The organism is Mycobacterium sp. 29Ha (assembly GCF_032883055.1).
GTDB classification, from domain to species: Bacteria; Actinomycetota; Actinomycetes; order Mycobacteriales; family Mycobacteriaceae; genus Mycobacterium; species Mycobacterium gallinarum.
In genome coordinates this window covers 1-12,418 of the sequence record NZ_JAMQTI010000032.1, presented here as the reverse complement: position 1 = coordinate 12,418, position 12,418 = coordinate 1, and the positions used below count along the sequence as shown (strand labels likewise).

At 66.6% G+C, this 12,418-nt stretch carries 14 protein-coding genes; 9 read left to right on the top strand and 5 right to left on the bottom strand.

The window, feature by feature from the left end; translation table 11 throughout:
• Positions 1-31 precede the first annotated feature (31 nt).
• From M1248_RS29275 to M1248_RS29245, 7 genes are read left to right on the top strand one after another with little or no spacing between them, the layout of a single operon-like run.
• Positions 32-727 carry an HAD-IA family hydrolase gene (locus M1248_RS29275; RefSeq protein WP_317150514.1) on the top strand — a complete coding sequence of 232 codons (696 nt, stop codon included), beginning with the start codon at positions 32-34 and terminating at the stop codon, positions 725-727.
• Positions 724-1,185 carry a nitroreductase family deazaflavin-dependent oxidoreductase gene (locus M1248_RS29270; protein ID WP_317150513.1) on the top strand — a complete coding sequence of 154 codons (462 nt, stop codon included), beginning with the start codon at positions 724-726 and terminating at the stop codon, positions 1,183-1,185. Before M1248_RS29275 ends, M1248_RS29270 begins: the two co-directional genes overlap by 4 nt.
• Before the next feature lie 10 nt (positions 1,186-1,195).
• Positions 1,196-1,657 (top strand): nitroreductase/quinone reductase family protein, encoded by a 462-nt coding sequence (locus tag M1248_RS29265; protein WP_163734692.1) that lies wholly within the window; start codon positions 1,196-1,198, stop codon positions 1,655-1,657.
• Positions 1,654-2,565 (top strand): 1,4-dihydroxy-2-naphthoyl-CoA synthase, encoded by a 912-nt coding sequence (locus M1248_RS29260; protein ID WP_163734690.1) that lies wholly within the window; start codon positions 1,654-1,656, stop codon positions 2,563-2,565. The genes M1248_RS29265 and M1248_RS29260 overlap by 4 nt, the downstream gene beginning before the upstream one ends.
• A gap of 27 nt (positions 2,566-2,592) precedes the next feature.
• A complete protein-coding gene (locus M1248_RS29255; RefSeq protein ID WP_317150512.1) occupies positions 2,593-3,477 on the top strand; it encodes an SDR family oxidoreductase in 885 nt (294 codons plus the stop codon).
• Positions 3,477-5,036 carry a long-chain-fatty-acid--CoA ligase gene (locus M1248_RS29250; protein WP_163734682.1) on the top strand — a complete coding sequence of 520 codons (1,560 nt, stop codon included), beginning with the start codon at positions 3,477-3,479 and terminating at the stop codon, positions 5,034-5,036. Before M1248_RS29255 ends, M1248_RS29250 begins: the two co-directional genes overlap by 1 nt.
• A 23-nt stretch (positions 5,037-5,059) precedes the next feature.
• Positions 5,060-5,431 carry a VOC family protein gene (locus tag M1248_RS29245; protein WP_163734678.1) on the top strand — a complete coding sequence of 124 codons (372 nt, stop codon included), beginning with the start codon at positions 5,060-5,062 and terminating at the stop codon, positions 5,429-5,431.
• 2 nt (positions 5,432-5,433) lie between these two features.
• Here the strand turns inward: M1248_RS29245 and M1248_RS29240 are convergent, their stop codons facing one another.
• The 3 genes from M1248_RS29240 to M1248_RS29230 are packed head-to-tail and all read right to left on the bottom strand — an operon-like array spanning position 5,434 to position 7,302.
• Positions 5,434-5,736, bottom strand: a complete 303-nt coding sequence (locus tag M1248_RS29240; protein ID WP_317150511.1) for a DUF3349 domain-containing protein — start codon at positions 5,734-5,736, stop codon at positions 5,434-5,436.
• A gap of 11 nt (positions 5,737-5,747) precedes the next feature.
• The gene (locus M1248_RS29235) at positions 5,748-6,032 is read right to left on the bottom strand and encodes a hypothetical protein (protein WP_163734673.1); all 285 of its coding nucleotides are present in this window, start codon (positions 6,030-6,032) and stop codon (positions 5,748-5,750) included.
• A 22-nt stretch (positions 6,033-6,054) separates the two neighbouring features.
• Complete coding sequence (locus M1248_RS29230) at positions 6,055-7,302, bottom strand: inorganic phosphate transporter (protein ID WP_163734670.1); 1,248 nt, start codon at positions 7,300-7,302, stop codon at positions 6,055-6,057.
• Positions 7,303-7,514: 212 nt separating this feature from the next.
• On the opposite strand from M1248_RS29230, the gene M1248_RS29225 reads away from it, so the two are divergent.
• Positions 7,515-7,814: a DUF3349 domain-containing protein gene (locus tag M1248_RS29225; RefSeq protein ID WP_163734667.1), complete on the top strand. Its 300-nt coding sequence runs from the start codon at positions 7,515-7,517 to the stop codon at positions 7,812-7,814.
• A gap of 56 nt (positions 7,815-7,870) precedes the next feature.
• Positions 7,871-8,956: an o-succinylbenzoate--CoA ligase gene (gene menE, locus M1248_RS29220; protein ID WP_317150510.1), complete on the top strand. Its 1,086-nt coding sequence runs from the start codon at positions 7,871-7,873 to the stop codon at positions 8,954-8,956.
• A gap of 16 nt (positions 8,957-8,972) precedes the next feature.
• Here the strand turns inward: menE and M1248_RS29215 are convergent, their stop codons facing one another.
• Both M1248_RS29215 and M1248_RS29210 read right to left on the bottom strand, forming a co-directional pair.
• Positions 8,973-10,379: an HNH endonuclease signature motif containing protein gene (locus M1248_RS29215; protein ID WP_317150509.1), complete on the bottom strand. Its 1,407-nt coding sequence runs from the start codon at positions 10,377-10,379 to the stop codon at positions 8,973-8,975.
• Between the two features lie 60 nt (positions 10,380-10,439).
• A partial coding sequence (locus tag M1248_RS29210; RefSeq protein ID WP_317150508.1) for a HEAT repeat domain-containing protein occupies positions 10,440-12,418 on the bottom strand: 1,979 nt, incomplete at its 5' end.

Here is a 12,418-nt window from a genome sequence, read left to right as displayed (position 1 = left end):
GCCAGTTTCGCCAGTTCTCACACCTGGCAGCATGGTGCGGGTGAATCGCATCGAAGCTGCTCTGTTCGATTTCTCCGGCACGCTGTTCCGGCTGGAGGAGGACGACAGCTGGTTCCACGGCATCGAAGTCGACGAACGCCAGATCGACGGCCATGTACAGGCCGAGCTGATGCGAAGGATGACCGCACCTACGGGCCAGCACGTCAACATGCCTCCCGACGCCCATCACGCGTGGATCAACCGTGACCTCGCCCCGCACCTGCACCGCGAGGCCTACCTGCATGTCCTTCGCGAGTCGGGGGTGGCCGACCACCAGGCCGAAGCGCTTTACGGCCTGATGATCGACCCGCTGAACTGGACGCCGTACCCCGACACCGCCGGTGTGCTGGAGGGTCTGCATGGACAGGGCATCAAGACCGCTGTCGTGTCGAACATCGCCTTCGACGTGCGGCCGGCGTTCGAGTCGATCGGCGCAGCCGAGTTCGTCGACGAATTCGTGTTGTCGTTCGAAGTCGGTGCCGTCAAGCCCGACGCGGCGATCTTCCAGACCGCGCTGGACCGGCTCGGGGTGCAGGCCGCGCGGGCGGTCATGGTCGGCGACAGCGACGAGGCCGACGGCGGTGCGCGCGCCCTGGGCTGTGGATTCGTGCTCGTTGATCCGCTGCCGACGGCAGAGCGCCGCGACGGGTTGCGCGCTGCCTTGGCCGATCACGGTGTGCAGCTATGACGGGTCCCGAGCCGATCCGAGCGCCGTGGTGGCTGAAGTACGCGAACAAAGTCGTCGTGAGGCTGGTGCGGGTCGGCGTGCCGATCTCGCGACGTGAGTCACCGCTGGTGCTGACGGTGCCGGGCCGAAAGACGGGCAGGCCGCGCTCGACTCCGGTCACACCGATGCACGTGAACGGCAAACGATTTGTCGTGAACGGTTATCCGGGTGCCGACTGGGTCCGCAACGTGCGCGCCGCCCCGCAGGTGACGCTGACCCAGGGCAGGCGGTCGGAGGTGGTGCGGATGGTCGAGCTGAGCGCCGAGGATGCTCGACCGATCTTGCGGGAGTTCCCCGTTCAGGTGTCCGACGGTGTCGACATCATGAAGCGAGCAGGCGTGCTGAAGACCGGGACCGTCGACGAGTTGGTGAGCCTGGCAGGCCGACTGCCCGTCTTTCGCATCGATCCGGTCGCGTAGCGTTCCAGGCATGTCCGACAGCGCGCGCATCCGGCCGCCGTGGTGGCTGAAGTACGTCAACAAAGTCATGATCGGTATCCAGAAAATCGGCCTACCCCTGGGCGAGAAGGGACCGGTGATCCTCGTGGTCCCCGGTCGGAAATCGGGGAAGCCGCGCTCGACGCCCATCACTCCGATGACCGTCGAGGGCAAGCGCTACGTGCTCGGCGGCCTGCCGGGCAGCGATTGGGCGGCCAACCTGCGGGCAGCCGGTGAGGCGGAATTGAAGCAGGGCAAGACCTCCGAACGTGTCCGCGTCATCGAGTTGCCGCCCGAAGAGGCAAAGCCACTGCTGCGCCTATTCCCCGTCGAGGTGCCCACCGGTGTCAGTTTCATGAAAAACGCCGGTCTCATCACCGGTCCGAACCCCGATGAGTACGAGGCCCTCGCCGGCCGCTGCCCGGTGTTCCGATTCGATCCGGTAAACGCATGAAGGACAACCCTTTTGACCCGTCACTGTGGCAGGCCGTCGACGGGTTCGACCTGACCGACATCACCTACCACCGTCATGTCGTCGACGGGAAACCGCAGCCGACGGTGCGGGTGGCCTTCGACCGTCCCGACGTGCGCAACGCGTTCCGGCCGCACAGCGTCGACGAGCTGTACCGAGTGCTCGACCACGCCAGGATGTGGCCCGAGATCGGCGTCATCCTGCTCACCGGTAACGGGCCAAGCCCGAAGGACGGCGGCTGGGCGTTCTGCTCCGGTGGCGACCAGCGCATACGTGGACGCAGCGGCTACCAGTACGCAGCCGGTGAGACCGCCGAGTCCGTCGATCCTGCGCGTGCCGGGCGGCTGCACATCCTCGAGGTGCAGCGGCTCATCCGGTTCATGCCGAAGGTCGTGATCTGCCTGGTCAACGGCTGGGCGGCCGGCGGCGGACACAGCCTGCACGTGACATGCGACCTCACCCTGGCCAGCCGCGAGCACGCGCGGTTCAAGCAGACCGACGCCGACGTCGGTAGCTTCGACGGCGGCTACGGCAGCGCGTATCTGGCCAAGCAGGTCGGCCAGAAGTTCGCCCGCGAGATCTTCTTCCTCGGCAGGCCGTATGACGCCGAGCAGATGCACGCGATGGGCGCGGTGAACGAGGTCGTCGATCACGCCTCGCTCGAGACCGTCGGGCTCGAGTGGGCGGCCGCCATCAACGGCAAATCGCCGCAGGCGATCCGCATGCTCAAGTACGCGTTCAACCTGACCGACGACGGGCTGATGGGCCAGCAGCTGTTTGCCGGTGAGGCAACGCGATTGGCGTACATGACCGATGAGGCCGTCGAGGGCCGCGACGCGTTCCTGGAGAAGCGCGACCCTGACTGGAGCCAGTTCCCCCGCTACTTCTGATTGCGGGTCGACCTAGACTCGCCGACTGTGAGTAAGAACCCGCTGCGCTGGCTCTCCGAACAGGTGCTGCTGGCCGGCATGCGACCACCGCTGGCCCCGCAGTTGATGCTGCGCCGCCCCGACCGCGGCGAGATCGACCTCAAGGGCAAGCGGATCCTGCTGACCGGGGCGTCGTCGGGCATCGGTGAGGCCGCCGCCGCGAAGTTCGCCCGCCGCGGTGCCACGGTGGTGGTCGCCGCCCGCCGCCAGGAACTCCTCGACGATTTGGTCGACCGGATCTCCGCCGACGGCGGCACCGCGAGGGCCCACGCCTGCGACCTGTCGGACCTGGACGCCGTCGACGAACTGGTCGCCGCGCTCGAGCGCGACCTCGGCGGCATCGACATCCTGATCAACAACGCGGGGCGCTCGATCCGTAGGCCGCTGGCGGAATCCCTGGACCGCTGGCATGACGTCGAGCGCACGATGTCCCTGAACTACTACTCGCCGCTGCGGCTGATCCGCGGGCTGGCTCCTGGTATGCGCGAGCGCGGCGACGGCCACATCATCAACGTGTCGACCTGGGGTGTGCTCAACGAATCGTCGCCCCTGTTCTCGGTGTACAACGCGTCGAAGGCGGCGCTCACCTCCGTCAGCCGGATCATCGAAACCGAGTGGGGCGACGACGGGGTGCACTCGACGACGCTGTTCTACCCGCTCGTCCTCACACCGATGATCGCGCCTACCCGCGCCTACGAGGGACTGCCCGGATTGAGCGCCGACGAGGCAGCGGACTGGATGATCACCGCGGCACGGGTCCGTCCGGTGCGCATCGCACCGCGGATGGCCGTCACCGCGCAGGCGGTGAACACGTTCGCCCCCGGCGCGGTGAACGCGGTGATGAAACGTCAACGCGTACAACCCAGCAGCTGATGACCGCACCCGAAATCGCCACGATCGCCGACATCGTCCGCGTCCAGGCGCGACGGCGGCCCGACGCCACCGCGCTCATCGTGGGTGAGCGGACGATCTCGTTCGCCGAACTCGACGCACGGTCCAACCAGGTCGCCCAGGCGTTCCGCGCCGCCGGTGTGGGCTTCGGTGATCGGGTCGCCTTCATCGAGAAGAACGGCGCGGAGTTCTTCGAGGTGATGTTCGGCCTCACCAAGCTGGGTGCCGTTGGCGTACCGGTGAATTGGCGGCTGGCCGCACCGGAGATGCTGCACATCATCGAGGACGCACAGGCGTGCATGGTCGTCGTCGGATCCCAATTCTTCGGCCATCTGGAGGCGGTCGAGGATCAGCTGACGACGGTGGGCGACATCTTGGCGATCGGAGCGCATGACCGGTGGCCGTCTTTCGAGGACTGGTTGGCCGGCCATCCAATTGAAGACCCTTATGTCACAACGGGTCCCGACGACATCGCTTTCTTGATGTACACGTCCGGCACCACCGGGCTACCCAAGGGTGTCATGCTTTCCAACGGCAACTATCTCTGCAAGTCCAGCGGCATCGCCGGACAATGGCGGTTCACCGACGACAGTGTCAGCCTCGCGGTGATGCCGATGTTCCACATGGCCGGCTCGGGCTGGGTGTTCGTCGGAATGTACGAAGGCGCCACCACCGTGGTGCTGCGCGACGTCGACCCGGCCGCGATTCTGGATTCCGTTGTCCGACATCGGATCACCAACCTACTGCTGGTGCCCGCGGTGATCCAGATGATGCTCGGCGCGCCGGAGGTTGAGAGCGCCGACTTCTCGAGCGTACGGGCCATTGTCTACGGTGCTTCGCCCATCACCGACGACGTGCTGGTGAAGGGGCTTGACCGCTTCGGGTGTGAGTTCATCCAGGTGTATGGGTTGACCGAAACCACCGGCTCGGTAACACAACTCGACGTTCACGATCCGTCGCGACGTCCTGAGCTGCTGCGCTCCTGCGGTAAGCCCTACCCGTGGGTGGAGCTGCGCATCGTCGGCGACGACGGCTGCGAGGTACCCACCGGCACGGTCGGTGAGGTGTGGACGCGGTCGGCGCAGAACATGCACGGCTACTGGAACAACCCCGACGCCACGGCAGCGACGGTCACCGACGACGGGTGGTTGAAGACCGGCGACGCCGGCTACGTCGACCACGACGGCTTTGTCTACCTGCACGACCGGAAGAAGGACATGATCGTCTCCGGCGGGGAGAACGTGTACCCCACCGAGGTCGAGAACGTTTTGATGACCCATCCCGGCGTCGGCGATGTGGCCATCATCGGAATCCCCGACGAGAGGTGGGGCGAGGCGGTCAAGGCCGTCGTCGTGCCCGTAGCAGGGGCCGCACCGACCGAGGCCGAGCTCATCGCCTATGCGCGCGAACGGCTTGCCGGGTTCAAGTTGCCCAAGTCTGTCGACTTCGCCGAAGTGCTGCCCCGCAACCCGAGCGGCAAGCTGCTCAAACGAGCGCTTCGCGAACCGTACTGGGCGGGCGTCGACCGTCGAATCGGCTGACCGAGCGTGATAGACACGTTCGTATGGAGATCCTGGCCAGCCGCATGCTCATTCGGCCTGCGGATTACGAACGCTCGCTGACGTTCTACCGCGACGAGATCGGATTGGCGATCGCGCGTGACTACGGCGCGGGCACGGTGTTCTACGCCGGCCAGTCGTTGATCGAGATCGCCGGCCACGGAACGCCTACCGCGGGCGGGACGATATGGCTTCAGGTCCGCGACATCTACGCCACCGAGCAGGAATTGACCGGGCGCGGCGTGCCGATCGACCGCGAGGCACGTCAGGAGCCGTGGGGACTGCACGAGATGCACGTCACCGATCCCGACGGGACACTACTGATCTTCGTGCAGGTCCCCGAAAACCATCCGCTGCGCCGCGACAATCGCGAATAGCGTCAGCGCGCGGCCGCCAGCGGCCATCCCACCGAGGCCAGGCGCGCGGCGACCTGGTGGATCTCCTCCGGGTTGGGCTCCTTGTCGATGACGGCCTGCACCGCGGTGCGGATCTCGTCCTCGGTCACCGTGTCGGAGTGGGTCTTCTTCAGGATCGACTGCGCGGCCTGAACGACCTCTTCCTCGGTGAGCGAGCGCTTCAGCAGTGCGAGTAGCGCGAAGTAGTCCGTCGGCGGCACGCCCTCGGGATAACCCTGGTGCAGCCAGCCCAGCACGCTGTCCAAAACAGTTTGATTCACAGCCATGTCGTCTCGGCTCATTTCTTGGGCATGAAGGGGAAGAGATCGATACCGGTGTGATGGATGATGGTCGCCCGCGTGATCCAAAGAACCGCGGTCAGGATCACCCAGCCGACGAAGACGAACAGTGCGATGCCGAGGAACTTCACCATCGGATTCGGGGCGACGGTCGTGCCGTCCGCATTCTGGCCGCCCGACCCGTTGGAGTAGGCCACCAGCCCGGCCGCGAACACCGCGGGCAGGCCTGCGCCGAGGAGCAGTCCGACGGCGAGCACCTTGAGGATGCTTTCGAAATACGTCATCAACGTGTCCTTGTCGTCCCGCTCAGACCGACGCCGTCGGCTTGGATTCCCTGACGGCCTCGCGAAGTTCCGCGGGCACAACGGAGTTCGTCGAGCTGTCCCAGTCCGCGTTGACGTTGCTGCTGTCCACCTTCTGCTGCTGGGCGCGCCACCACATGAAGAAGGACAGGCCCACCAGCACCAGGAAGATCAGGCCGTCACCGGCCAGCGCCGAGTTCGTCAGTGACTTCACCCCGTCGGACAGCCAGTACGACAAGGCGCCGACGAGACCGGCGGCGGGCAGGGTGATCAGCCATGCGACGGCCATCCGGCCCGCGACGGCCCAGCGGACCTGGGCGCCGGGCTTGCCGACGCCGCTGCCCAGGATCGAGCCGGTGGCGACGTGCGTGGTCGACAGCGCCATACCCGCGGCGCTTGAGCTCAAAATGATTGCGGCCGAGGATGCTTCGGCGGCGAAGCCCTGCGGCGAGTCGATCTCGACGAGCCCCTTGCCCAGGGTGCGGATGACACGCCAGCCACCGAGGTAGGTACCGAGGCCGATCGCAAGCGCGCAGCTGAAGATGATCCAGAACGGCAGTCCCTGTTCCTTCACATCGCCCGTCAGGTGACCGGTCGTGATGAGTGCCAATGCGATGACGCCCATCGTCTTCTGGGCGTCGTTGGTGCCGTGCGACAGCGCGACCAGTGAAGCGGTCGCGATCTGGCCCCAGCGGAAGCCTTCCCTTCGCCGGCCCTCCACCACCCGACGGGTGATCCGGTATACGAGCCAGGTGCCGCCCGCGGCGACCAGACATGCGATGACCGGCGCGGCGATCGCGGGGATCAGCACCTTGCCGGTGACGCCCGACCAGTTGACGCCCGCGAGTCCGAGCGCCGCCAGGCCCGCGCCGATCAATCCGCCGAAGAGCGCATGCGACGAACTGGAGGGGATACCGAACAACCAGGTGAGGAGGTTCCAGAGGATGCCGCCGATGAGGCCGGCGAAGATGATCGTCAGGCCCGTCGATGCGTCGATCCCCGGGATCAGCTCGCCGGTCTTGCTGTCCTGCACCTTGAGCACCGAGGTGGTCACGGTGACCGCGACCTCGACGGACAGGAACGCCCCGACCAGGTTCAGGACGCCTGCCAACAGGACCGCGGTCTTGGGCTTCAGAGCGCCGGTGGCGATCGACGTCGCCATCGCGTTGCCCGTGTCGTGGAAGCCGTTCGTGAAGTCGAACGCCAGTGCCGTTGCTATCAACAGCACCAGGATGATCAGCTCTGCGCTCACGGCGCTAATTCTGCGGCCCGGAGGGGCCATTTGCCTAACGAAACGCCCCACCAGAAGGGTGTGTCGAGCAGGGACTTCGTCTGACCAGGCGAGGTGTTCACCCATTGTTCAACTTCAACGGGGTAAACGTTTGCCTGCCGCGCCGATCGCACCGTGCCTGGGGCGCGATTAGCATCGAATCCCTAGACCGCACGCGATAGTACGGAGGAGCCGTGACCTTTCTGGCGAGGATCGTCGCGTGGATCACCGCCGGTTATCCGGAGGGCGTGCCTGGCCCGGACCGGGTGCCGCTGTTCGCGCTCCTCAAGCGCCGCCTCACCGACGACGAGGTGAAGGCCGTCGCGAAGGAGTTGAAGGACCTCGGCGAGTTCGACAGTGCCGATATCGGCGTACTGATCACCCAGATCACCGACGAACTGCCGACGCCGGACGACATTGAGCGCGTACGAGCACGGCTGGCCGCGAGAGGCTGGCCACTCGACGACCCGCGTGACGGCGAGGAGCAGGCATAGCCGTCCTCCGCGCCGTCGCAGTTCCGTCTGGTGCTACGGCGCTTTCGGTGCTACCCATGGTGGAACTCGCGCTCGCCGGACGCGCGGCGCTGTTGCCGGTGCCGAAAGACGACGAGCGCGAAACCTCCTTGATCACAACGTCATTGCGGGCAGACTCCGAGGTCGACGACGATGTGGCCGTAGTGGTATCGACGTCCGGAACGACAGGAACACCCAAGGGCGCGCTGCTGACCGCGTCGGCGTTGACGGCCAGCGCGGAGGCCACCCATGCCCGTCTTGGCGGCGCCGGACGGTGGCTGCTGGCGCTACCCGCCCATCACGTGGCCGGGCTGCAGGTGTTGGTGCGCAGCGTCATCGCGGGGACCGCGCCGGTCGCAATACCGGCGGGTTTCTCTGCGATAGAACTGGTTTGGGCCATCGACTCTCTCGGTTCGGGCCGGCGATATGTATCGCTGGTGGCTGCGCAGCTCGACAAGGCACTGCGCGACGCCGGCGCTACCGCAGCGTTGGCGTCGATGGATGCCGTGCTGATCGGCGGCGGGCCGATGCCTGCCGGGGTGGCACACCGAGCCGCGGCCGCGGGCATTCCCGTGGTCCGCACGTACGGCATGAGCGAGACCGCGGGCGGCTGCGTGTACGACGGGTTGCCGCTCGACGGTGTGCGGTTGCGTATCGACGACGGACGCGTGGTGCTCGGCGGCGCGATGCTGGCCAAGGGCTACCGCAATCCGGTCGACCCCGACCCGTTCGTCGAGCCGGGCTGGTTTCGCACCGATGATGTTGGCGCGATTGATGACTCAGGGGTGCTGACAGTTCTGGGCCGAGTCGACGATGCAATCAGCACAGGCGGGTTGACCGTACTGCCGCAAGTGGTGGAGGCGGCGGTGGCGTCGCACGACGCGGTGGCCGAATGCGTGGTGTTCGGCGTCGACGACGAACGCTTGGGACAGCGAGTTGCGGCGGCGGTTGTCGTGGCACCGGGATGTACCGCCCCGACGCTGGCCGACATCCGCGCACACGTCGCAGCCACACTGGACGTAACAGCGGCACCGCGGGAAATCCACGTCATCGACGAGATCCCGCGCCGCGGCATCGGCAAGGTCGACCGGCGGGCGCTGGCGGCGCGGTTCGGCGGCCAGTAACTCGGTCATTCGCGAATCATGGCCCCCGCTCCGGGTTTTCGTCGTCTTTGTCTGGTGGTTTCAGGAGTAGTTCGGGGCGGTGGTGGTAGTTGATGCGGGTTTGGCCGGTGTCGAGGCCTGGTGGTGGGTGCCATTCGGCGTCGCCGTGGTCGTTGATGGTGGTGGTCCAGCCGTTGTCCTTGTCGACGAGGCGGTTATCCGGCCCACAGGCCAGGGTCATCTCGTTGACGTTGGTGTGGCCGCCGTCGGCCCAATCCTGCAGTGCGTGATGCACCTGGGCGCCGTAGGCCGGCACCGCGCAGCACGGTTTGGTGCAGCCCCCGTCACGGGCGATCAACATGATCCGCTGCGCCGCCGACGCGGTGCGTCGCGCGCGGAACAGGTCCAGGGCTTGTCCGGTGGATTTGTCGAACACCGCCAGCCAGTGGTGGGCGTGGGCGGCCAGGCGGATCACATCTGTGATCGGCATGAGGCTGCCGCCGCCGGTGGTGCCCACCCCGGCGCGGGACTCGAGGTCTTGGAGGGTGGTGCGGATGATGATCGAGGTCGGTAGCCCGTTGTGCTGACCCAACTCGCCGGATTCCAACGCGTTGCGGCCCAGGGCGAGCAGGGCGTCGTGTTGGCGTTGGGCCAGGGTGCGGTGATCGGTATCGATCTGCTCCTGTGAGGGGGTGCCGCTGATGCACGGGGTGTCGTCGTCGGGGTTGCACATGCCCGGTGCGCCCCATTTGGCGAAGATGGGTTCGAGCACTGCCCACGCTTCCGGCGTCAGGTCGCCTTTGATGGAGACCATGCCGTCACGGCCCTGCGGGCCACAAATGAGACCGCGTTTGCGCTGTCGTTCGGTGTCCTCGGGTTCCGGGCCGTCCTGATCCAAGAGGAACAGCATCGTGGTGGCGGCCCTGCCCAGCTCGTAGGGTCCGACACCGACCGCGATACGCACCAAGTCCTGTTCGATCTCCTCACGCGTGGCGGCATCCACGAACCCGGGAAGGCGTCCCATGGCGTCGCGGATCTTGTCCACATGTTCACCGGTGATCTGCCCGGCGGCTTGGGCGGCGGCGGTCGCCGCGAGCACCGGCGCCAACGGTTGACCGGTCAACGCCCGTCGCGGCCCGAGTACTTCGGCTTCGGCCAGGCGGCGGTTGGCCTCGGTCGCTGAGATCCGCCACCGGATCCGCAGCACGTCTTTCCAGTTCTTGGCGCCCAACTCCTTGGGCGTCGTTTCGGTCTGTAGCCGGGCCAGCGCACGATGCCACTGCGCGGGCAGTTGGCACGACAACATCTCCAGCTCGTCGAGGACGTCGAGCAGTTCGCGGTGGGTGAGCATGTCCAGGTCGCAGCCGGCCAGCGACTCGTGGGCGGACCGCAGCGCGGCCATCGCCACCTGCACCGGAGTCGCCAACATGACTCGAACATACATTCGACCACCGACAACTACACCCAGCCTGTGACAGCAGAAACCAAAGTGACAGAAGAGGTTTCAGCTGTTCGCGAGAGCCCGCCTGGCATAGGCCCGAACATCGGCGTCGCCGTCGTCGAGTGCGCCTTCCAGCGCCTCCCGGGCCGCGTCCTCCGACGACGCCCACCGGGTCAGGCTCAACACCGCGGCCTTGCGGACATCGAGGTGTGGGTCAGACAGTGCGCGCGACAGTGGGGGCACGGCGGCAATCGGCGAGGGCGCCCCGGCCAGCGCGCGGGCCGCGCCCTGCCGGATCTGCCATGCCGACGCCGCGAGTGCGCCCTCGACGGTCGTCGCGTCGACGTCGTCCCAGCCGATCGACCCCATCGCCGCCAACGCCGCTGCCCGAACCAGCGGGTCGGGGTCGTCGATGAGTTCGCGGACCGCGTCGGCGCCGGTGCGCAGTGTGCCGAGCCCATTGGCGACGGCGATGCGCACTTCACGGTTCGCATCCGTGCGCGCGGCGGCAACGCCCGCAGCGTCGTCGACCGAGACCAGCGCACGGACCGCCTCGATGCGCACGCGGTGATCCTCGTCGACGACTGCTCGACGGTACTGTTCGGCGTCCCCGGCGCGGCGGGAACTCAGCACGTAGACGGCCGCGCCCCGAACGACCGGGTCGACGGACGTCAAGAGGCTTTGGATGGGATCCGGATCCGGCAGCACTTCCACGAGTTCACGGATGCCGTCCGCCGCGACGCGACGCACTTCGGCGTTCGGGTCACTCAGCGCGGCAACCAGTGCCGTCGCATACCCATCGGGCAGGTGCTCGGTCAACACATCGACCGCGGTGCGACGGACGCCCGCATCGCTGTCGGCCAGGAACGGTGCCAGCTGTTCGATGGTGGGCTCGTCGAGCGCCAGCACGGCGGCGATGCGTGGCGACGGCGGTTGCGCGGCCCCTGCCTCGCGCACGCGGGACACCTCGGACGCGGGCGCCTGTCCACCGACCAGGTCGGGCTGTCGCACGGAGATGGGTTCCGTTTCACCGCTGGGCAATTCGTCGAAACCGGGAACCGGCACAAAGTAGGGCGCGACGGGCCGCTTGAAGAACTCAATATCACCGTCGGCCGTCTTGCGGAGGTTGAGGTGATAGCGCCAGTCCACATCGTCGCGCTCGGGGCTGTCGCTGCGGTCGTGATAGAGGCCCCAACGCGATTCGGTGCGGGTGAGCGACGAGCGGGCGGCCATCTCAGCGCAGTCACGGATGAACGACACCTCGACGGCCCGCATCAGTTCGTGCGGCGTGGTGGCACCGATGCCCGCGATCTCGCCGCGCATCCGGTCGAAGGTCTGCACCGCTATAGACAGCTTGGCGGCGGTCTTCGGCGGGGCGACATAGTCGTTGACGAACCGGCGCAGCTTGTACTCGACCTGGGTCTGCGGCGGACCGTCGGGATGCTGAAGCGGCCGGTAGATCAGCTCGTGTGCCTCAGCGATCTGATCATCCGGAAGTTGTTGTGGCGATTCGACATCGGTCAGGGTGGACGCTGCGTGGCTGCCTGCGAGATCGCCGTAGACGAACGCGCCGATCATGTAGTTGTGCGGGACGCAGGCCAGGTCACCCGCTGCATACAGTCCTGGGACGGTGGTGCGTGCATGCTCGTCGACCCAGACACCTGATGCGGAATGGCCGCTGCACAAACCGATTTCGGAGATATGCATCTCGATGTCGTGCGTACGGTAGTCATGGCCGCGATTCGCATGGAACGTACCGCGGGTCGGCCGCTCGGTGGTGTGCAGAATGCCCTCAAGCGTGCTCAGTGTCTCGTCGGGTAGGTGACTGACCTTCAGGTAGATGGGACCGCGCGCCGACTCGATCTCGTTCTTGACCTCCGACATCATCTGCCCCGACCAGTAGTCGGAGTCGACGAACCGCTCCCCGGCCGCGTTGACCTGGTAGCCCCCGAAGGGGTTGGCGACGTACGCACATGCCGGTCCGTTGTAGCCCCGATTTTTCGTCCAAGGTGATGGCAGTAGCGGTTTCCGGCTGGGAAGCG